The organism is Gimesia sp. (assembly GCF_048262075.1).
GTDB lineage: Bacteria > Planctomycetota > Planctomycetia > Planctomycetales > Planctomycetaceae > Gimesia.
Genome location: NZ_JBLXFK010000002.1, coordinates 916,931 through 937,930, shown reverse-complemented (window position 1 = coordinate 937,930; position 21,000 = coordinate 916,931). Strand labels below are relative to the sequence as shown.

Sequence of the window (21,000 nt, the reverse complement as noted above, 5' to 3'; positions counted from 1 at the left end):
GTTCTGAAATCCCTGCCAGACTTGATTTTATTGAATTCCGGGAAAGCCAGGGGGGCTAATAATCTGGTTTTGCAGGATTATTACATGAAATTCGCATTGGTTGTAATTCCATTCCAGCGAAAGTATGCTGCTTTTAAGTGACTGTCCTCCGGGCAGATCAGATTCAACATGTCGCAGCTCAACTCTAACTCGTCTTTTGGCACGGGTCTGGAATGAATCAACGAGAGGAAGGAATGCAACTATGGAAACAATGAACGGTCAACTGAATCGTAAATTGCGGATGGCACTGGTGGGTGGAGGACAAGGTTCGTTTATCGGTCGAGTTCACTCTATCGCTGCCTGTCTGGATAATCGTGCAGAACTGGTTGCCGGGGCCCTTTCTTCCAATCCCGAAAAGGCAAAAGCTTCCGCGCCTGCTTATGACATCAAGCCGGACAGAGCTTATGGTTCGATTGAAGAACTCGTCGAAAAAGAGTCCGCGCTACCCGCAGATCAGCGGATTGATTTTATCAGTATCGCAACTCCGAATTTCACACACTTTCCGATCGCGAAAACTGCAGTCGAAGCCGGATTTAATGTCATCTGTGACAAACCAATGACCTTTGATCTGACACAGGCGGAAGAGCTGAAGTCGCTTGTAGAAAAATCAGGTGTTGTATTTGCCGTCAGTCATAACTATACCGGGTATCCACTCGTTCGGATGGCGCGGGAAATGATTCTGAATGGGGAATTCGGCGAAATTCAGGCTGTCCGTTCTAATTACATTCAAGGCTGGTTACGTTCCCGTCTGGAAGAGGAAGATCAGAAACAGGCTGCGTGGCGAACCGATCCTGCGAAGTCAGGTGCAGCGGGCGCTTTCGGTGATATCGCGACCCATGCATATAATCTCGGACGCTACATGACAGGTTTGTTGCCGGCAGAGATTTCCTGCAATTTGAAAATCTTCGCACCGGGACGTCAACTGGATGATTATGGTCACGCTGTCATTCGTTTTCAGAATGGTGCGATGGGAACGGTCACCGCCAGTCAGATCTCACACGGTCGTGAAAATGACCTGTTCATTGAAGTTGATGGCACAAAGGGCGCATTGGCCTGGCGACAGGAAGAACCTAATCAGATGATTGTGCGACGCAATGGGCAGCCTCATTCCATTTATACCCGCGATCCGAATGCACCGTTCATGAACGAATCGGGAGCAGCTGCCTGTCGCTTGCCAGCCGGGCACCCCGAAGCGTTTTACGAAGCATTTGCGAATATCTATCGATCAGCTTTTGATGCGATGATCAATCGAATTACCGGCCAACCTTTTGAACAGAAAAATACAACTTATCCGAATGTCTATGATGGCGTGGAAGGTATGTTTTTCATTCAACAGTCTGTGGCCAGCAGTCAGGAAAACGGGGCCTGGTTACCATTTCAATGTGACAGTGCCCGCAGTTAGGCGAGATCCAGCCTGTATTGCAATCATTTGCTGATGATCGAATTGAGAGTTGACGACAGGATGCGCGCCTGCAGGAGATCGCCGTCTTCATTGCTGAAGTGACGTCGTGATTTCATTTACAAGTAGATAACGAGAAGCGGGAAGCTGGTGTTTCATGAAGAAAATTCCACTGCATTTTCAGATTCTAATTGCTTTAATTGCAGGAACAATTCTCGGGATTATATTTAACCCGGGGGAAATATCGCTCGACGATCAGACCTTAACAGTCAGTCCGGTTGCCGGCGGTTTTGAGGTTGTTCAAAAAACAGCAGAACAGGATCCGCAGAAATATGAGTTTACTGATCCAGAACAACTGCTAAAGCGTTTTCCGGAACTGAAAGACCTGTTTGTTACCGGGGATCCTGAGAAATCAGTGTCTGTCAAAGTGACCGGGCGATTGATTCATATCGTCGATTCCGCCCGGATAATTACTCTCACTTACAGCAGGAATGTCGATCAGAAAAAAACGGTTACATCCTTCTCAGCCACCAGTGGTGAAGAACTGGAGAAACAGTATCCGGAGTGGAAAGAAAACTATGAGAAATATGGAACGGGCATTTCACAAACTGTGATGGCTGTCTCCAAATGGCTGGGTGATCTGTTCCTGCGATTACTGAAGATGGTGACGATCCCCCTGATTGTCACATCCCTGATTACGGGAATTGCCAGTCTGGGTAACGCGACCCGTTTTGGGGCGATGTTCTCTCGAACGCTGCTGTATTATTTTTCTACCAGTCTGCTGGCGATCTTTACCGGTATGTTTGTAGTTAATCTGATTCGGCCTGGTATTGGTGCAGAACTGCCGGGGGGGAGTGGTTCACTTTCTTCTGGTACAGAATCGATCGGTTCTATTTTTCTGGATATGGTGGATCGACTGATACCGACCAACATTATTCATTCGCTGGGCGAGGGAGAATTTCTCTCGATTATCTCGTTTAGTATGCTGACTGGTATCTTTATCATTATTGTTGGTGGCAAACACGCCAAAGTGATGACGGATTTCTTTCAGGCCGGCTTTGAAGTCATGATGCGGATGACCATGTTCGTGATCAGTCTGGCCCCGATCGGCGTACTGGCATTTATGGTTTATGCGGTTTCCTCCCAGGGGATTGAGATCTTTAAGACGCTGGCCTGGTATATGATTGCTGTCTTTTTGGCTTTATTGATCCACGCGGTGGTGATCTTACCATGTCTGTTAAGGTTTGTGGCGCGGCGTTCTCCACTGGAATTCGCACGCGCGATGAGCCCGGCTCTGATGACTGCTTTCTCGACAGCTTCTTCTAATGGTACACTTCCGCTCACGATGAGTTGTGTTGAAGAGAACGCGGGGATTTCGAACGAAGTCAGTTCCTTTGTACTGCCTCTGGGAGCCACAATTAACATGGATGGTACTGCTCTTTATGAAGCTGTGGCGGTGATGTTTATTGCGCAGGCTTATACGGGTGTAGTCATGCCCCTGGAGCAGCAGATTCTGGTGGTTGTTACCGCATTGCTGGCCAGCATCGGTGCCGCCGGGATTCCTCATGCCGGTCTGGTAATGATGGCGATCGTACTGCAAGCAGTCGGCCTGCCACTCGAAGCACAGGGGGTAATCATCGCTGTCGACCGTATTCTGGATATGTGCCGTACATCTGTTAATGTCTGGAGTGATTCCTGCGGTTGTGCCGTCATTGAACGGTATCGCTAAGATTTTGAACCTGCCCGCGGAGTTCAATCGAAGCTGAGAGAATCTCTTATTCTCTGGTATTTTGAGATGTCTAACCCTTTCAACCGTTACAAACTGACTACAGCCTGTTCTGCTGGTATTTGATTGCCGATAGGAGATAACAGGGCAATCTGCCTTCAACTCCGCAATTTTCTTCTTCGGCGTCTTGGATCAGTTGAAATGGAACAGGTACTCACCCAGCCTCTGCAATGGATTCACAATATTTGTGACCAGTTTACGGAAATCACCGGTTGGCCGTTACGATTCACTCCTGCCAAGCCAGGTGAACGAAAATCTCTCGAGGCAGAATTGTGTCAAAGTGAGAAGTACTGCTGGTATGAATCGATTGAAGATGGCAAACGGATTCTGGGATATGTATACCTGACCCTGCCTGATGAATCGGCAAACGATCATCTGTTTGTGACCGCGATCAAGTTTGCGGAACTGGTGGGGGGATTGATTTCTCAAATCGAAACCATGAGCTCTTCTCTTGAATCAAAGACCAGGGAAGTCACGACCCTGGTAGATGTGGGGCTGTCTGCTACCAGGCAGGAAGGACTGCAGGACGCATTGCAAAAGTTACTGGAAGCTGCTTTGCAACTCACGGGATTCCGTGCCGCCGGCTTCTTTTTATTGAACTCTGATTCAAACCAGTTGTCCCTGCGGGTTCAATACTGTTTAACGGCTTTTGAAATTCCCTTCCATCGCCGGAAATTAGATGAGTCTCCACCAGACCTCGAAGCATTTGCGAATGATGCTTTAATCATAAATCGGCAGGATAACCCAGAATTATCCCGCTGGTTACCTGAGGGCTGCCTGACAGGTGTCTGCGTTTCCGTGCAGTCGGAATCTGGTCCGTTTGGAACATTGTGGGCCTTTGATCGGCGTGCCCGGCATTTGAAAGACCGGGATATTCATATCCTGAAATCAATCGGCGCCCAGGTCAGTACAATTTTAGAGCGTGCTGTTTTGATGAGAGAAAGTCAGAATCAGCTCCGCTTGAAAAAAGAACTCAAGGTAATCTCGGAATCGTTTCCGGCCGAACTGGCACGGGAATCGCATCAGGAACGGGATTTTCAGGCAGCCGTGCAGACGATCAGCCACCATGAAGTGGGAGGAGACTTATGCGAGTTCGTTAACCTGGCACCACACATCACCTGTTTTGCCCTGGGTGATGCTTCTGGCGACAGTATTCCTGCAGCCGTGGTGATGGCATCTGTCAGAGGTGCTTTGAGAACGTTGACAGAAGGTCCGATTGAGCAGGCAAAAGATACCCGCTTTGTCATTGGTCGGATTAATACTGCTTTGTATCATACTTCACTGCCACATCAATTCATGAGTATGTTGTACGGCGTGATCGATACTAAAAATCGTACTTTCACTTATACAAACGCCGGGCATCCTGCTCCGTTCTGGGTTCATAAAGGAAAAATCACCAGCCTGACTTCACACGGGATGTTGTTGGGGGTTACTGAGACAAACGATTATGACTACTCAGTCATTCCTATTTGTACCAACGATATTATTGTGGGGTTCAGTGATGGAATCAGTGAGGCGATGAGCAGCGAACGCAAAATGTTTCGCTCGGATGGAATTATGAAAGTTCTGGAGAATCATATCGAAGATACTGCGGAAGAAGTCATGCAGGGGATCTGGTCCAAGTTGCAGAAACACCTGGAAGGCGGAAACGATGGTGATGACAGAACATTAATGGTTGTGAAATTTGCCCGCAATACAGACTGATTTGGCTGTAGTTCTGTAATAATGGAACGCAGCGTTTTTAGCGATAACCTATCTCTCTCTGTTGTGTTCGTTCTGGATATTGCAGGTGACGCTACCGTGAACCTGGATAGAGTCTAGCCCACGATACGAAAACGTGGACGATCGTCTTTCGAGTCTCCACGAACTTCCTGCTGCCCAGACCAGTCCTGTGGCGCGTCGTCTGTAATTTCTATGCAGGAGGCGGGTTCCGTTGACTGTGATAATAATGCTGCCGGTCTGTTACCGATTGCTGAGACTGGTTTCGATTTCTTTTGAGTTGACACATTTGATATCGGCTTTTGAATCCAGCGATTCATTCTCAACACCTGTGAACGAGGTGCTGTGATCGGGAAATGAGAGCAGCGATAGCTGACCTGCTCCTGGTTACTCCACATTCCGGACAATCTGTTCCCCAACAAGCCCAGGTTGAGAAATGATTCCCCGTCCTGAATAGACCGTTGTACCATTCGTGCTGTCAGTGTGGTAATGACTTCCCGGGAGGTGCCATCGCGCCGTCCCACAGCAAGATAATCTGTTCCAGAACCGTGTTGAAGACCGTAGGCGCAGGCAACCATTGAATGGTTCACAAACAGGGCATCAATTCTGGCCATCCCCGCGCGAACGGCGGGCCCGTGGATATCGTGCAGGAAGGAAAGTTTTTTGTTCTGCGAGAAATTGCCGCCTGCAAAATTCGACTGAGTCCCATCATGAAAATTCATCCGTTGAAACTCTGCCCAGAGATCCCAGCGCGGGTTCCAGCCTGGCGCCAATGGGTCTTCAAGTCGTGAACGGTAAAACGCAATATGTCCCTGTTTCCCAGTCTCCTGTTCTGCTTTGGAAATTAGCTGTTGTATTCCGGTAGAGCGGGAAGCCAGATAGTCTTCCCAGTTTGTTTCACTGGTGTTTACCAGGGGCTGTTTCTGCCAGATTTCCTGATTGGCTTGAAATCCAACTGACTTGAAAGCGTTCAATGTGCGTCGATGATCATGACCTTCCTGGTCGACATACCGCAAATCGATCAGGTCCCAGTCTCGTCGGGATGCATGAATGTGTCTCATCGCAGTGACCATGGTGGCTGCGGGGTTTGCGCCAATCTGTCCGTAAAACGTTCCCCAGCCATCCAGTGGGTATGTCAGTACGCGCATCGTGCCGACTTTCGTAGCCACGGGCTTTACTACCAGTGGGACAACGCCGATAATTTTATTGCCAAGCGTCACAAACAGAATCCGCAGTTTCTGGTCTTGGCCAAAATGATTCCAGTAGTGTTCCAGCCATTCGGGGGAATGAGCAAACGTAGCTCCTTTGGTTTTCCCAAGCAGAGCACGCCAGGCCAGGCGAAAATGATCAAGGCGATCGATATCGTTGATTTCCGCAACTGTGATCATAAGAACTCCGGTTCTGGTTATGACGGGGAACAATTCAGTACATCAGAAAATGCACTAAAATGCAACAATCATGCCAGCGATGAGAATGACCAGAATTCAACGACCAGTTTCAGAGTTGTTGAAGTGAGTCTGAGAAAGCTTTTGATGTAACATGCTGACAATCATCAGCTTCCACGTTGACTCCATCAGGACAATGTGGAATTGAGCATTGTCAGCTCAATTCCACTCTGTCAATCATGCGTTGACTTAAAGCAACACAGAATCTGCTCGGGTGGCAGAAAAACAACATTCCCCTGGAACTGAGAATGAGACTGTGTCCAGTTTTTCTGTAGCGTCTCCAGGGCTGTTGGGCCCGATTCTACTAGAGTGAGAGACGCTATCGTTAAATGTGAATCGCTCTAGCTGTTTAGTTTTTTCAATGCTGCTTCAGCCGCTTTTTGGACGCGTGGATCTTTGTCTTTCACCGCGGTTTCCAGGGCCTGTGTGATTTCTGGAGTTTTGATTCCAAATTCTCCCAGGCTGATGGCAGCTTCCACACGGGCATCTGGATTGGGATGCTTTGTAAGCAGATCGGTCAGGGCAGGAATAGCGGCTTTAGCTCTAGCGGGACTCGGATCGATTTTTGTTAATGCCCATAAAGTAACAGCATTATCATTTTCGTTATGTAATTTCAGCTCTTTCTCCAGCAGCGGAACTGCTGATTTGGAGAGTTTTCCAAAACGAGCCAGGGCATATGTCGCAACAACACGTAGAACCATGTCATCAGAATTAACATAGGGTTTAATCAGTGGGATGGCAGCGGCTGCGGGAGGCCCGATCTCGGCTAAAGCTGTGATTAGCTCGACAGTGACATGCAGGTCTTTTTCTTGCTCAAGCGCCTCTTTCAGACTGGGAACTGCTGATTTTGCCAGTGGGCCGGAAAGGGCAATCGCGCTGGCTGCTTCTCTGCGGAGCAGTGCGTTTTCATCGGAGAGTGCCTTGATCAAACCTGGTAATGCAGCATTCACGGCTTCAGGGTTGGTCGGATCTTCTCTCAGAAGTGCCCAGGCACAGACGAGTCGAAAACGTTCATCATCTGAATCAGATTCAGCGTATTTTTTGATAAGAGGTAATGCTTTTTTACTGCCAATTTTTGAAAGGGCGTAAACGGCTTTGTTTCTGGTGGTGCCCGTTCCGTTTTTTAAAATGTTGATCAGTTCAGGTTCTGCTTTGATCGCTTTCGGACCAATTTCCCCTAAACTGATAATCGCTGTCTCACGAATATCAGTGTCATCTGATTTTATCAGTTTCAGCAATTCCGGAATGGATGCTTCCGAGTCAGTACCGATTTCACCCAGGATATGAATCGCCAGGAGTTTGAGAGAAGAGTTCTCATTTAACAGTTTAGTGACTTCAGGAACAGATGCCTTTCCAATGGATGCCAGAGCAGAAGCGCTGGTGAGAGTTAATGCGGTCGGACCATCCTGCATCGCTTTTGCCAATGCCGGGACGGCCGAAGACGCATCAGGGCCAATGGAACCCAGTGCTGATGCGGAGTCCAGTTTGACATTCAGCTCGGAATCTGACAGCAGTTTGGTTAACTCGGGAACAGCAGATTTGGCAGCACCACCAAAATTTCCTAATGCAATCGCGGCATGCGCTCGAACTTTAGGTGAGTTATTTTTCAGGAGTGGAGTTAATGCGGGAACGACTTCTTCAGGTTTGGCTGAGATGGCACCCAATGCGTTGGCCGCACGCCAGACCAGGTCAGGATTATCCCCTTTCAATGCTTTGATTAGTGTGGGGATGGCCGCTTCACCCTGTGCCCCCATGTGAGCAAATACGTCACAGATTTGCTGGCATTGTTCTGTATGATTCTCTTTGTACTCTGTTTTCAATTGTTCCAGAAGAGGCTTGACGGCAGGTGCACCTAATTCAGCGAGGGCAACTGCTGCGCTGGAACGTACTTCGTTGATGGGAACATGCAGACTGTCAACGAGGACATCAATAATCGGCTGCAGGTTTTCCTTATTCCCCGGATCGACGGCCCAGAGTGTGCGGGCAGCAGCAATTTTCAGATAGGAGTTGTTACTTTCCAGCAGTGGCACGATTTGCTTGGCTGCCGGTTTAGAGGCCGGGCCGATACCTCGCAGTGCCTGCAATGTGTTGTATTTCAGAATGATGGAATAGCCACGTAAGATTTTAGCAAGTTCCGGTACGGCAGCTGACGCAGCAGGTCCGATTTTTCCGAGAGCAATAATGGCTTCACTGCGTGATGCGACAGAACCCTCTTTGACGACTTGAATCAATGCCGGGACGGCAGATTTGGATAAAGCCCCCAGTTCTCCCAGACGATGAGCGGCGAGCGCCTGTTGTTCTTCATTATCGCTCTGCAGTTGCTTGATCAGGGGGGCGATATCAGGGGCTTGAGCAGAAACGATACCAGATGTGAGTAAACTGACGCCCAGAAAAAGTACTGTCGTAAGTAGTTGACGCATAAGTCAAGTTCCTGCTAATCATCGTTGCGAATAACCAGATTCACTGAAAGTAAAGAATTCATATTACCTTCAGAAGAAAGACTGGCGAAATAGAAAGGAGAACATTAAACTGTTATATTATAGATATCATGATCTGAGTTGAAAAATCAAGTAATTCTGATCAGATTCATCAGGAAATCATAGAAGCCTGCTAGATGGTAAATAAAAGTTCCCATCAGGATTCAGGTCCATTATCAAATTATGCTCAGGGGTAAGAGATGAAACCAGTAATACGCCAGTTGACCCTGTCCGGTTTATGTTTAACGATCGTATTGTCTACAGGTTCCATGGTTCAAGCGGCTGGACCCTTTTTCCCGAGACAAACGGTTTATAATTTTGGTGGCGGCTACAGCCCGACCGCCTTTTATGGTTATCGTGGTGGATATGGTGGTGGATACTACGGCGGGTATCCGGGTTATTATGGAGGTTACTACAATGATGGCTCTTCGCTGATTCGCGCTCAAGGCAAGGCGCAGGTAGATCGTTCCAAAGCCATGATCAACTATCAGGAAGCAACCAGTAAATATCTGGATAACCAGAAGAAACTGGCCGAAACTTATGTGGCACGTCAGAAGGCACAACGTGAGTCGATTCACCAACGAGCAGAAATCAATAAAGAACTGGCTCAGCAAAAGCAGGATGCGATTGAAGCACAAAAGGAAAAAAATCTCAAACTACAGGAATCAGGCTTGAGTCCTTATTACAATGCTGCTTCCTCTCAGGATAATGAAACCTTAAACGCCAGTCAGCTTAATCCGGCAACTGGTGAAATCTCCTGGCCTGAATCTTTGATGGGCTCGGAATACGCGGCATCACGTGAAAAAATTCAGGAACTCTATTCATTAAAGAATTCCACTGGCATCACATCCAGTCTGTCACAGGAAATCAATGATGAAGCACTGAAGATGAAAAACATTCTGCGGGGCCAGATTAAGACGATGCTGCCCAACGATTATCTTGCTGCACGCGGATTCATTGAAGGTCTCATCAATATGGGGAAAACCTCCAGAACAGGCTGAAAAAGAATTTCTACCGCATGGCCTTCACTTTTACTCTCAAGCATGCGCTCACGATCCCGATTGAAGTCGATTCGATCAATCATGCAGCGGTACAGCAATTGTCTGTAGATCAAGTACGGGCGCTGCCGGTGCTCCAGGGGAATCAACGTACTTCCCTGGATGATTTTTTTAATGTGAAATGCTCCTCTACAGAATCGGATCTGCTGGTCTGGGTGGGGGATTGTTCCCGAGTCAAAGCCATTGGTGCTGAACTGACTTCCGGTTCGATTCGCATTGAAGGAAATGCCGGAATGCATCTAGGCAGGGAAATGTCCGGTGGTAGGATTCAGGTGCAAGGAGATGTTTCTGATCATCTGGCGACTGCGATGCGAGGCGGAGAAATCCAGATCACGGGAAATGCCGGTGACCTGGTCGGAGCTGCCTGGCCTGGCAGCAAACGGGGAATGAATGGCGGAACAATCCTGATTCATGGTAACGCAGGCAGAGAAGCAGGTCATCGCATGCGGCGGGGAACGATTGTCGTGGGAGGCGATCTCGATGACGCAGCGGGTTTTGATATGATTGCTGGTTCGATCTTTTCGTTTGGGAAAATGGGGGTGTGTCCCGGTGCCGGAATGCGCAGAGGGACGATTGCTGCATTGGGTAACTCTGCTGAACCTGAGTTGCTTCCGACCTTCAAGTATTCCTGCCAATATCGTCCTACCTGGTTATCATTCTATCTCCGTGAATTGCGTTCAACCGGTTTTCCTGTTCCGGAAGATTGTCTGGACGCGGAATATCGTCGATACTGTGGTGATTTTCTGACACTTGGCAAGGGAGAAGTTCTGGTCCGCCAGTGAAAAGTTTCATCTCTTTTGACAGCCTGCGTTCCTTCTGATTATGTCTACTTCACAACGAAATATCGCCGATCGTTTAAGGCAATCCGCACAAGCCTGGCCTTTCCAAAAAGCAGTTGTCTTTGCCACCGGTCAGGATAAGCAGGGCCGCTATGCTTACAGCAGTCTCACCTTTCAGCAACTGGATCAGGAAAGTGATCGACTGGCCCGCGGGCTGATTCAACTCGGGGTGCAGCCCGGTACGCGAATGGCCTTGATGGTACGCCCCAGTCTGGAATTCATTGCGTTGACCTTTGCGTTATTCAAAGCCGGCGCGGTCATCATTCTGATTGATCCGGGTATGGGGAGAAAAAATATCATGCGCTGTCTGGCGGAAGTCGAGCCCGAAGGCTTCGTGGCGATTCCGCTGGCACAGTTGATTCGCAAACTCAAACATCGTGCTTTTCCCAAGGCACAACTGAATGTAACTGTTGGCAAGCCGGTCCTGACTTCTGGTATCGATTATGAATGGCTAATGGGTAAAGAGTGGGAACCTTTTGATATGGTCTCGCGTTCTGCAACCGATCCTGCGGCCGTGATCTTTACGAGTGGGAGCACCGGTCCGCCCAAGGGGGTGTCCTACGAGCACGGTATGTTCTGGTCACAGGTCGATCTGCTCCGCGACTATTATCAGATCCAGCCTGGAGAAGTTGATCTGCCAGGCTTTCCGCTATTTGCTTTGTTCAATTCTGCGATGGGAGTCACGACGGTGGTTCCCGATATGGATCCGACAAAACCGGCCCAGGTTGATCCGGAGAAAATTATCCGGCAGATTAACGATCAGGGAGTGACACAGGCATTTGGTTCACCGGCAATGTGGAATCGGATTGGCCGCTATTGTGAACAGCATCAGATTCAGCTCCCGTCACTCAAGCGTGTGTTATCTGCGGGAGCCCCGGTTCCCGTCCATGTGATCCAGCGAATGCGGCAAACATTTACGAATTCCGAAACAGACATCAATACGCCCTATGGTGCAACAGAATCTCTGCCCGTAGCTTCGATCTGTGGTCGTGATGTCCTGGAGAAAACATCGGAACAGACACAGTCCGGGGCAGGGACCTGTGTCGGGACGCCGTTTCCCGGAGTCCAGGTGAAAATCATTCAGATTCATAATGAACCGATTGGATCGATCGAACACGCCGTGGAGTTACCTGCCGGTGAGATTGGTGAAATCATTGTGCAGGGGCCGATGGCGACCCGTGAATATTTTCAGCGCCTCGAAGCGACACAACTGGCGAAAATACCAGACGGCGATCGGTTCTGGCATCGAATGGGAGATGTCGGTTATCAGGATGCGGAAGGGAAACTCTGGTTCTGTGGGCGCAAGGCACACATGCTGGAAACCAGTCAGGGGGCCATGTTCACAATCTGTTGTGAAGCGATTTTCAATCAGCATCCGAGTGTTTATCGTAGTGCGTTGGTGGGAGTCAGTGCAAAACCGAATCAGAAACCGGTGATTATCATCGAGCCGGAGCAGGGGGACTTTCCTGAAAACCAGGCCGCCCGGGATCGGTTCACACAAGAACTGCTGGCGCTGGGCAAAGCGAACTCGTTAACGGAATCGATTAAGACGGTCCTGTTTCATCGTTCGCTGCCTGTTGATATTCGCCATAATGTCAAAATCTTTCGTGAAAAATTAACTCCCTGGGCAGAGAAGCAGGTCAAATGAATGTGCTGGTGACCGGGGGAGGTGGCTTCCTTGGATTGTATATTGTAGAACAACTGGTGGCTGCCGGTGAAAGGGTGCGCGTGCTCTGTCGCGGCGAGTATGCGCGGCTGAAAGAGCTAGGGGTGGAAACCGTTCAGGGGGATATTCGCGATGCGACAACAGTCGAACGGGCCTGCGAAGGAATCGATACCGTCTATCATACAGCAGCTGTTTCCGGCATCTGGGGATCCTGGGATTACTTTTACAGTATTAATACTCAAGGGACCCTGAATGTTATTAAAGCCTGTCAATCACAAGGTGTGACCCGTCTGATTTATACCAGCTCTCCCAGTGTTGTCTATGACGGATCTGCCCACGAGAATGCCACCGAAGCACTGCCCTACAGCGAGCATTTTCTCTGTCACTACCCCCATACCAAGATGCTGGCCGAACGTGCTGTGCTCGCTGCTAATGGAGAAGCTGAACTGGCGACCGTCGCTCTCAGGCCTCACCTGATCTGGGGCCCCCGCGATAATCATCTGATCCCGAGACTGATTCAGCGTGCCAAATCAGGGCGTTTGCGACAGGTTGGGCCGGGAACCAATCTGATTTCGATGAGCTATGTGGAAAATGCAGCCGCGGCCCATCTCCAGGCTGCTGCCCGTCTGTTTCCCGATTCTCCGGTCGGTGGTCAGGCCTATTTTATCAATGAGCCCGAACCGGTACTGATGTGGGAGTGGATTAATCAACTGCTCAGTGAAGCTGGTTTACAGCCCGTCAAAAAACAGATCTCCACCAAAGCTGCGAAACGAATTGGGAGTGTTCTGGAGTTCATTTTCCGTGTGCTCCATTTGCCCGGTGAACCGCCGATGACCCGCTTTCTGGCGTCTCAGCTGAGCAGTTCCCATTATTATGATGTCAGTCGTGCGCGACATGACTTCGGGTATGAGCCTCCTGTCAGTTTTGAAGAAGCGATGCGACGGATGAAGCCCGAATTACAGCGACTGGCTGCACAATAGTCCTGTCGGGTTCGCGGCTGAATCCTGCAGGTAATTGGACACAAAGGTGGGAATCTCTCTTGGTGAAACTCGGGAGAGTGAGTAAACTTGCGACGAACAGCGGTGCGAAAGGTTTGATCTCGATCTGCTAAGAGCAGGAATCGAGGGAGGCCTCAGAATTAAATCAAGCGAATGGAGTGGAACATGGAGTCGTTCGATCTGTCCGAACATGGAATCAACGTGGACTGGGTAATGCGCAACCCTGATCCGTCAATGTTATACGAAGAAGCCATTCGCTTTGAGCCAGGGGCTTCGATTTCGGATACGGGCGCGTTGATTGCCTATTCCGGTGAGAAAACCGGGCGTTCTCCCAAAGATAAACGGGTCGTCAAACATAAGAATTCCTCCGATGATATCTGGTGGGGCGATGTGAATTACCCCCTTGATCAGCATGCGTTCTTCTGTAACCGGGAACGCGCGACCGATTATCTGAATATCTGCCCGCACCTGTATGTGATTGACGCCTTTGCCGGCTGGGATCCGGAGTACCAGATCAAAGTGCGCGTGATCTGTTCGCGTCCTTACCATGCGCTGTTTATGCATAACATGCTGATTCGACCGACCGAAGAGCAACTGGAAAATTTTGGCAAACCGGACTACGTGATTTACAACGCGGGCACCTTTCCTGCGAATCGCTTTACGACAGGCATGACATCCAAAACCAGCGTAGACCTCAGCATTGAAGATGGTGAGATCGTCATTCTGGGAACAGAGTATGCGGGCGAAATGAAGAAAGGTATCTTCACCGTCATGAACTACCTGATGCCGAAACGGGGAATTCTGTCGATGCACTGTTCTGCGACTGCGGATCGACAGACGGGCCGTTCTTCAGTGTTGTTTGGTCTGTCCGGAACGGGAAAAACCACGCTCTCTGCAGATCCCAAACGCTTCCTGATTGGTGATGACGAACACTGCTGGACCGACAATGGGATTTTCAACATTGAAGGGGGCTGTTACGCCAAGGCGATTTACCTTGCGCGGGAGAACGAGCCCGAAATCTTCCAGGCACTGCGGTACGGAGCCGTTCTGGAAAACGTAGTCTACGATGAAGCCCGGCATCATGTTGATTTTGACGATACCAGCTTTACACAAAATACGCGTGGCGCGTATCCGATTGAATTCATGCCCAGTGCGAAAATTCCCTGCCTGGCAGATCATCCGAACGATGTGATCTTCCTGACCTGCGATGCCTTTGGGGTACTGCCTCCGGTCAGTCGTCTTACTCCTGAACAGGCCATGTATCACTTTATCAGTGGTTATACAGCGAAAGTCGCCGGTACTGAAATGGGAGTCGATGAGCCGGAAGCCACCTTTTCTCCCTGTTTCGGTGGACCCTTCCTGGTCTGGCATCCTGGCAAATATGCAGACCTGCTTGCTGAGAAAATCAGGAAGTACAACGCCAACGTCTGGCTGGTTAATACCGGCTGGAACGGGGGCGCCTATGGGGTTGGTAAACGTATCAGCTTGAAAGCCACGCGAGCGATCATTGATGCCGTGCATTCTGGAACACTGGTCCATGCACCGACCGAGATTGATCCGATTTTTGGAACCGCGACGATTACAAAATGTCCCGGGGTTGATGACCATATTCTGGTTCCGCATTCTTCCTGGGCCGATCAGGATGCCTACAAAGCAACGGCCGTTAAACTGGCCACCGCCTTCAATGATAACTTCATGAAGTATGCATCCGGTGTGTCGGAAGAAGTTCTGGCAGCGGCACCCCGGGTTTGATTTTCAACTCGGCAGAGTTGATCAACTCGTTTCAGATGAGCGGGAATATGGAATTCGTCGTGCATGGAGGTTTATCGCGCTGGTTCTATAAGGAAAGAATCGTGTGAATGTTTCAGCTCTTATTTTGTGCTTTCTGCCACGAGTGAATTTAAAGACGATCTGACATCTTCCAGAGTGCCAATCGCGACGAATACCTGGAATGAATAATCGCCGGCGGCGACTCCCTCTGGATTGCGTACCCGAAAAGCACAGTTCCATTTCACTACTTTTGCCGCCGGGAAACGAAAACGACCATAACCCGCGTGTTCAAAGCCGGGGGAGGGCTGATCGGGAGAATAAACGCCCATTGCGTAGGCGCCGTCTCGGGTGCTCATGATGACAGGATCTTTCTGTTCGCCTGGTCCGTCATCCAGAGGTTTCAGTTTGCCGGTCTTCGGATTGAATTTCCAGAACTTCTCAAACTCGGCTGGCATGTAACCGGTGAGCGCTTCAAACTGGGCGTAGTTGTGGTGCTCGCCTTCCGGGAGCGTAAAGGTGACTTGGTAGTCGAGTACCTGATCGAGGTTCTGATAACCGATGCGGACCCGCTTGGAAACCCGATGATCAGAAAGAATCCCGGTATTCAGCGCCGGCCTGCCCGATGATTCCTGTCCGGGAGCCAGCCAGAATGCCATCTGTGTCGTCGTTTGTAGTTCTTTGTCTTGCGTTTTGAAACGCAGTAATTTGCTGGAAGAAGTGGGCCCGACGCCGTCCGTACGCGAACCCGCTTCGGTGGGATTAAAACGTTCCGCCCAGAATTCTCCAGACTTCCCACAGTCAAAACTGGCCGCAGACTGCAGCTGTCTGCCATGATCAAAGCTGTCAATGAATTCCTTGCCGTTCCAGGTCAGGGAATGAATGGCGCCCGCCAGGCGGTTGGTTGTGGTGATCACAATTTCTGAATCACCGGCCTTGCCTCGGACCACCGTATCGCCCTCAGGGGCAGCCTGACATGCACGGGAGAGATAGAAGAACAGGTTCAGGATCAGTAAACCGCGATAGTAAAAGCGTGAATTACACAAATAGTTCATCATGCAGGAGTTTCCTCTGAAATGTTTTATAATTTCTCTGTTTCAGGAACGTGGTTCTTCGGCAGCGTCCCTGGTAGCCAGGATGTCATTCTAAACTGTAAGTGAACGGTAGTTGTCAGACAAACCGATTCTGCAATGTTAATTTGATTATATTCAAAGTCATCAGAACGTATACGCTAACTCTGAGAGACCTGAATACCAGTTACCACCTCTGACCAGACCGAACTTGACTCTGGCGCGCCGCTGGAGATAAGCGCTGTTTTGAGTCGCGCGCGTGTCCAGTTTTCCGGTCACCGGAACACGCACCACTGATTCCTGCAGTTCACTGTATTTGAACTGCTTTTTTCCCGATTTTCACCTGCATAAATTTCATCAGTGATCCAGGTATGCCTGCGGGTCGACACAGTTCGCAGGACATCAGCACAAACTGGCCTCGGCATCGCACAAGATCGCCCCGGTATCGACTCATATCGCCAACTCCTTTTTTTCAGATCCCTCTTGACCATCGTAAGCCACTCCATAGAATCAATCTCCTGAATACAAAAAAAATCGTCCAGTCAGTAGAGAACTGCGACTGCCAACCTCAGTCAGTCTTGCAGGTATGCAATACCAGAAGCTGCGGGCAGTGATCCCGACAGGCATGGTAGAAATCTACTTCTACAACATCCATGAGAAATTATAAGGCGATGCCTCTCAGCTCTGCAGATGAATATCGCGAACCGGTACACTAATGACAGGTGTGCTCTTACAGATTTCCGCGTTCCAGCCTGTAGTTCACACCGGGAGTGAATTATTTTAAGTGAACCGACATGCGTCTGATTCGAATCGATCTTATTTTCAGAAAGTACCAACCATGAGTTTTGATGTCTTTTTTCAAACCGCCCACATCAGCGATCAAACGGAAGAGGCTGTGAACCCCTTGACCGGGGAAACAATTCAAAAACCGGTCGGTGAATGTGTTGCTGAGGATGAGCGAGAAAGACTCCAAAAACTGTTTGCAAAAAAAGGCGCACAGCAACCGGATGAGTTTGGCTGTTACCTGGTCGAATTTGAAGACGGGACCGGGCTCGAATTATTTTTTGATGGTCTGGCAGAAGGCTCTGAATTCAGTGGGGGCATGGCGGCACTCCGATCTTTAACGACAGACATTGCTTCTTTTCTCTATACTGTGGCAGACCAGGGAAATCTGGTGATCCTGCCAGCGATGGAGGACATGAGACCGATTGTGACTTCCGCTGAAAACGCCGAGCGTGTGAGTTCCCGCTGGCCTGAGACCGTTTTGATCTCTTCCACCGAAGAACTCATGCAAATTCTAAGTGGCGGTTTTGGTGACTGGAGTGAGTTTCGAGATCGAGTCGTCAATGATGGATAGTTCGCGTGGGAGAGGATTTTGATTGCGTCCCTTGATCATGTTGTCCTGTCGAAAATACCGACAATAGAGTCGATCAGATCTACTCCCCCGTCTGCTGTGACTGCACTTGTTACATTGAATCAAGAACAGAAACGCTGACACTGCTGGATTTCGACACAATAAAAATTGTTCCCGAATGGACCGAATTATGCAGTGATTTCAAATTGATTTACCTGTCATTCGCTTTGACCAAGGGATTGCGCCGGATGAAAAGTCCATTGTCATCGAAGAATCTGTTGTGTGTCTGCACCCTGATTTATTGTCTGAGTTTCATACCGGCTCCCTGTTCTGATATGAGGCTGGTGATTTCAACAGTGCAGGCGGGCAATCCTGTCAGAAACGATCCCAAAACCCGGCAGGCGATCGAACGGGGGATGGACTGGCTGGTCTCTGCCATTCACAGGGATGGGACCGTAGGGCCAGACCGCTATCATATGCCGGATCTGAGTTGTACGGCGATCACCGGTCTCGTGCTTCTTTCCGAAGGCAGCACTCCGCGTGGCGGCAAATATCAGAAACAGAGTCGACTGGTATTGTATGGAGTTCTGGATCTGGTCGAGTCGCATCGATTCAAACGTTCGAAAGAAAATATCACCCTGGTGCAAAGAAAAATCGGTCTGAATGCGGATCTGTTTCTTGCGACACTTTATCTGAGTCAGGTTTACTATGATGCTCCTGGTGAAGAAAAAGCGATTCGCGCAGCTTTGGACAAACTGGTTAATTATATCTGCCTGACACAGGGGAAAGATGGAACCTGGGGCAACGAGAGTTGGGCTCCCGTACTGGGAACGATTTTAGGTTGGGAATGTCTGCGTGCTGCCAGTTCGGCCGGGTTGCGAATCGAAGCGTCAGAACAACTGGTGGGGCAGGCACTGATGAAGCAATTAAGGGAGCAGCCTGTCGACGGAAGGAACTGGATGCACCAGTTTTATAAAGAGGCCGCGGGGGTGCGCGTGCTGTATTCCCTGGGGTACAGAGAAACGCCTGAATTCCGGGACTGCGTGAAGACGATTCTGGAAACCGTGAAAACCGAGCCTCGGGTTTTTCGGTTCGCCGGGGGAGAAGAATACCTGGCCTTTTATTTTATTACGGAATGTATGCTGAAAGGACAGGAAGAGAACTGGAAATTCTGGTATCCCCAGGTGCGCGACGGCGTATTGAGAACTCAAAACCAGGATGGCAGCTGGAAAGGCCATCATTGTATTACGGATCGAACCTTTTGTACTGCCGGCGTTCTGCTGACATTGTTATCACCTAATTTCAGTCTTCCCACTTCAGATCTGTAATCCGGATGTATCGGCACTGCAATCACAACCGGGTTTATTTACTTGGAATATTACTGCTTATACCGGGTCAGCTGATCGCGGAAGATCTGACACCTGAAATCCGGTTGGAGCGCGGGGAATTCAAATCGCGACAGCAACAGGGGAGCAATGCGCTTCTGAAGGGCAGACGCTGGCTGGAACAGCAGCAGAGATACGATGGCAGCTGGCAATCGAAAACTTATGCCAGTCTCGAGAGCAGCATCGCGGCCAGTGCGCTGGTGATGTCCACGCTGGTGGAAATCACGCCGCCAGGAGTTGCTCAAGATGATTCGATCCGTCGGGGATTGAATCATCTCACATCAAAACTCAACCAGGGAGAGATCTGGAAGTCGGTCGAAGCAGAATCGAATTATCCCCTGTACTCAATCAGCCTGATGTTGACAACGTTAAATCAGGTTAAACCAGACACTACTGCCAATCAACGACTGCGGGAATCATTGAGCCAGGTACTATTACGACGGCAGCAGATTTTAGAGCCGAGCCATAGGTCGGGAGAAGATGTGGCAGGGGGCTGGAAGCCGGGAAGCGAACTCTTCCAGCAGGGATCTGCAGCAAATCCAGCGAACGTCTCTGTCACTTACTTTACCCTCGCAGCACTATCCGGCGCAGGAAAATTACCCCGACAGAACCGTATCGCGGCACTTGACTATCTGCAGCACAGTCAAATTCCAGCTGGTGCTTGGGGGGCAGGGGGTTTTATGTTTACGATGATGGCTGATCACCCCTTGAACAAAGCGGGTTGGAACCGCAGTCAGGATGGAACGCTCAATGGGATCTCCTATCTCTCTGCCACCTGTGATGGGATTTCCGCTCTGCTTGCCTGTGATATAACTTCTGATGATCAACGCATCCGCTCTGCGCTGACTGTTCTGCCTCAATTATCGCGTTCGCGACTCGCTGAGATCCGATTGAAGGCAGAGGGCTCGTACCAGAAACTGGATGCCCTTTTCTTTTACGAAGCCGCAGCAACCGCCCGGGTCTGGAAGCAATTGAGGGGAGAGGGAGTCGAAAATCAGTTTCTCAATTCACGGTGTAATGAAATTCTGCAGACATTAATTGTCAAACAGCATGCGGATGGGCACTGGGAAAACCCGCTTCCCTGGATGAGGGAAGATGATCCACTGATTGCGACAGCATTCGCGCTCCAGGCGATTCATCGGCGTCTGGCGCGGGCTGAGTAAGAGTACAAATTCTCTTTGAGACGCACAGCATCCCGGATCACTCATAAAAGCCCGGCGGGATCTGGTCCGGTGATTCAAAGCGTTCACCGTCCGGGTTGTCTTTGTCTACGATCCAAGGGTCGCCATGGTGATGGTAGCCGCAACGTTCCCAGTAGCCGGGGGCATCTTCCGCGAGGAAATCAATCCGCTTGAGCCACTTGGCGCTTTTCCAGGCGTAGAGCAGGGGAATAATCAGTCGAACCGGGCCGCCATGATCCGGAATCAGCGGTTGACCATCGTGGAGATCGCAAAGCAGAACATCTTCCGACTGAAAGTCTTTTAAAGGGACGTTGGTGGTCCAGTCACCATCATAGCCTGTCGCTACCACATACCGGGCATCCGGGTGAACGCCGGCACGGCGCATGATCTCCTGTCCTGAAACACCTTCCCAAAGATTTCCCAGCCGGGACCAGCGTGTCACGCAATGGAAATCTGCGAAGACCCGGGTGCGCGGGAGTTGCTGGAATTGGTCCCAGGTGAACGTGAGCGGGTTAGTTACCAGGCCACCAATTTCCAGTTTCCAGGTGTCGAGATTAACCGCAGGAACTGTGGTGGCATGGAGAACAGGCCATTTTCGCGTCCGTGACTGTCCGGCGGGAATCCGCTGCTGCCGACGAGTATCAGCGCTGATGATGGTCTCGTCATCATTTTCCGGGGGAAGAGGCGGAGCACCGGTCTGATATTTCTCGGAATCAGGATTGTTATACATCTGTAGGCTCCACCGTGGTTTAAGAAGACTGATCCCGACTGGGTTTCCCTCAGAAATATAGGAATTTCTGCTAAATTATCCAGAGGT

At 49.9% G+C, this 21,000-nt stretch carries 15 protein-coding genes; 11 read left to right on the top strand and 4 right to left on the bottom strand.

Annotation, left to right across the window (positions count from 1 at the left end; genetic code table 11):
• Positions 1 to 241: 241 nt before the first annotated feature.
• The 3 genes from ACN0YH_RS07325 to ACN0YH_RS07315 all read left to right on the top strand — a co-directional run bounded on the left by ACN0YH_RS07325 (position 242) and on the right by ACN0YH_RS07315 (position 4,928).
• Positions 242 to 1,441, top strand: a complete 1,200-nt coding sequence (locus ACN0YH_RS07325; RefSeq protein ID WP_417378907.1) for a Gfo/Idh/MocA family protein — start codon at positions 242 to 244, stop codon at positions 1,439 to 1,441.
• 154 nt (positions 1,442 to 1,595) lie between these two features.
• Entirely contained in the window at positions 1,596 to 3,167 is a 1,572-nt protein-coding gene (locus ACN0YH_RS07320; RefSeq protein ID WP_417378906.1) for a dicarboxylate/amino acid:cation symporter, read from the top strand.
• Between the two features lie 198 nt (positions 3,168 to 3,365).
• Positions 3,366 to 4,928 (top strand): PP2C family protein-serine/threonine phosphatase, encoded by a 1,563-nt coding sequence (locus ACN0YH_RS07315; protein ID WP_417378905.1) that lies wholly within the window; start codon positions 3,366 to 3,368, stop codon positions 4,926 to 4,928.
• A gap of 113 nt (positions 4,929 to 5,041) precedes the next feature.
• On the opposite strand, the gene ACN0YH_RS07310 is transcribed toward ACN0YH_RS07315, so the two are convergent.
• Together ACN0YH_RS07310 and ACN0YH_RS07305 are read right to left on the bottom strand one after the other, a co-directional pair.
• Entirely contained in the window at positions 5,042 to 6,331 is a 1,290-nt protein-coding gene (locus ACN0YH_RS07310; RefSeq protein WP_417378904.1) for a GNAT family N-acetyltransferase, read from the bottom strand.
• A 398-nt stretch (positions 6,332 to 6,729) separates the two neighbouring features.
• A complete protein-coding gene (locus tag ACN0YH_RS07305; protein ID WP_417378903.1) occupies positions 6,730 to 8,808 on the bottom strand; it encodes a HEAT repeat domain-containing protein in 2,079 nt (692 codons plus the stop codon).
• Positions 8,809 to 9,065: 257 nt separating this feature from the next.
• Here ACN0YH_RS07305 and ACN0YH_RS07300 point away from each other — a divergent pair, with 257 nt between their 5' ends.
• The 5 genes from ACN0YH_RS07300 (at position 9,066) to pckA (ending at position 15,178) form a co-directional block, all read left to right on the top strand.
• Positions 9,066 to 9,866, top strand: coding sequence for a hypothetical protein (locus tag ACN0YH_RS07300; RefSeq protein ID WP_417378902.1), 801 nt, complete (start codon positions 9,066 to 9,068; stop codon positions 9,864 to 9,866).
• A 17-nt stretch (positions 9,867 to 9,883) separates the two neighbouring features.
• Positions 9,884 to 10,705 (top strand): formylmethanofuran dehydrogenase subunit C, encoded by an 822-nt coding sequence (locus ACN0YH_RS07295; protein ID WP_417378901.1) that lies wholly within the window; start codon positions 9,884 to 9,886, stop codon positions 10,703 to 10,705.
• A 40-nt stretch (positions 10,706 to 10,745) separates the two neighbouring features.
• Entirely contained in the window at positions 10,746 to 12,410 is a 1,665-nt protein-coding gene (locus ACN0YH_RS07290; protein ID WP_417378900.1) for a fatty acid CoA ligase family protein, read from the top strand.
• Complete coding sequence (locus tag ACN0YH_RS07285; protein ID WP_417378899.1) at positions 12,407 to 13,408, top strand: NAD-dependent epimerase/dehydratase family protein; 1,002 nt, start codon at positions 12,407 to 12,409, stop codon at positions 13,406 to 13,408. The genes ACN0YH_RS07290 and ACN0YH_RS07285 overlap by 4 nt, the downstream gene beginning before the upstream one ends.
• 183 nt (positions 13,409 to 13,591) lie before the next feature.
• Positions 13,592 to 15,178 carry a phosphoenolpyruvate carboxykinase (ATP) gene (gene pckA / locus ACN0YH_RS07280; RefSeq protein ID WP_417378898.1) on the top strand — a complete coding sequence of 529 codons (1,587 nt, stop codon included), beginning with the start codon at positions 13,592 to 13,594 and terminating at the stop codon, positions 15,176 to 15,178.
• A 119-nt stretch (positions 15,179 to 15,297) separates the two neighbouring features.
• Here pckA and ACN0YH_RS07275 read toward each other — a convergent pair whose 3' ends face one another.
• The gene (locus ACN0YH_RS07275; protein ID WP_417378897.1) at positions 15,298 to 16,251 is read right to left on the bottom strand and encodes a hypothetical protein; all 954 of its coding nucleotides are present in this window, start codon (positions 16,249 to 16,251) and stop codon (positions 15,298 to 15,300) included.
• 850 nt (positions 16,252 to 17,101) lie between these two features.
• Between ACN0YH_RS07275 and ACN0YH_RS07270 the strand changes: the two genes are divergently transcribed.
• From ACN0YH_RS07270 to ACN0YH_RS07260, 3 genes are all read left to right on the top strand, one after another.
• Positions 17,102 to 17,620 (top strand): hypothetical protein, encoded by a 519-nt coding sequence (locus ACN0YH_RS07270; RefSeq protein WP_417378896.1) that lies wholly within the window; start codon positions 17,102 to 17,104, stop codon positions 17,618 to 17,620.
• 245 nt (positions 17,621 to 17,865) lie between these two features.
• Positions 17,866 to 18,945 (top strand): hypothetical protein, encoded by a 1,080-nt coding sequence (locus ACN0YH_RS07265; protein WP_417378895.1) that lies wholly within the window; start codon positions 17,866 to 17,868, stop codon positions 18,943 to 18,945.
• A 5-nt stretch (positions 18,946 to 18,950) separates the two neighbouring features.
• Positions 18,951 to 20,165, top strand: coding sequence for a hypothetical protein (locus ACN0YH_RS07260; protein WP_417378894.1), 1,215 nt, complete (start codon positions 18,951 to 18,953; stop codon positions 20,163 to 20,165).
• Positions 20,166 to 20,202: 37 nt separating this feature from the next.
• Here ACN0YH_RS07260 and ACN0YH_RS07255 read toward each other — a convergent pair whose 3' ends face one another.
• A complete protein-coding gene (locus ACN0YH_RS07255) occupies positions 20,203 to 20,913 on the bottom strand; it encodes a molybdopterin-dependent oxidoreductase (protein WP_417378893.1) in 711 nt (236 codons plus the stop codon).
• Positions 20,914 to 21,000 lie beyond the last annotated feature (87 nt).

Bases quoted from the DNA above. Each gene is read 5' to 3' on its own strand.
- pckA (WP_417378898.1), top strand. From the start codon at position 13,592: ATGGAGTCGTTCGATCTGTCCGAACATGGAATCAACGTGGACTGGGTA.
- ACN0YH_RS07300 (WP_417378902.1), top strand. From the start codon at position 9,066: ATGAAACCAGTAATACGCCAGTTGACCCTGTCCGGTTTATGTTTAACG.
- ACN0YH_RS07320 (WP_417378906.1), top strand. From the start codon at position 1,596: ATGAAGAAAATTCCACTGCATTTTCAGATTCTAATTGCTTTAATTGCA.
- ACN0YH_RS07305 (WP_417378903.1), bottom strand. From the start codon at position 8,808: ATGCGTCAACTACTTACGACAGTACTTTTTCTGGGCGTCAGTTTACTC.
- ACN0YH_RS07260 (WP_417378894.1), top strand. From the start codon at position 18,951: ATGTATCGGCACTGCAATCACAACCGGGTTTATTTACTTGGAATATTA.
- ACN0YH_RS07315 (WP_417378905.1), top strand. From the start codon at position 3,366: ATGGAACAGGTACTCACCCAGCCTCTGCAATGGATTCACAATATTTGT.
- ACN0YH_RS07255 (WP_417378893.1), bottom strand. From the start codon at position 20,913: ATGTATAACAATCCTGATTCCGAGAAATATCAGACCGGTGCTCCGCCT.
- ACN0YH_RS07295 (WP_417378901.1), top strand. From the start codon at position 9,884: ATGGCCTTCACTTTTACTCTCAAGCATGCGCTCACGATCCCGATTGAA.
- ACN0YH_RS07310 (WP_417378904.1), bottom strand. From the start codon at position 6,331: ATGATCACAGTTGCGGAAATCAACGATATCGATCGCCTTGATCATTTT.
- ACN0YH_RS07285 (WP_417378899.1), top strand. From the start codon at position 12,407: ATGAATGTGCTGGTGACCGGGGGAGGTGGCTTCCTTGGATTGTATATT.
- ACN0YH_RS07290 (WP_417378900.1), top strand. From the start codon at position 10,746: ATGTCTACTTCACAACGAAATATCGCCGATCGTTTAAGGCAATCCGCA.
- ACN0YH_RS07265 (WP_417378895.1), top strand. From the start codon at position 17,866: ATGAAAAGTCCATTGTCATCGAAGAATCTGTTGTGTGTCTGCACCCTG.
- ACN0YH_RS07325 (WP_417378907.1), top strand. From the start codon at position 242: ATGGAAACAATGAACGGTCAACTGAATCGTAAATTGCGGATGGCACTG.
- ACN0YH_RS07275 (WP_417378897.1), bottom strand. From the start codon at position 16,251: ATGATGAACTATTTGTGTAATTCACGCTTTTACTATCGCGGTTTACTG.
- ACN0YH_RS07270 (WP_417378896.1), top strand. From the start codon at position 17,102: ATGAGTTTTGATGTCTTTTTTCAAACCGCCCACATCAGCGATCAAACG.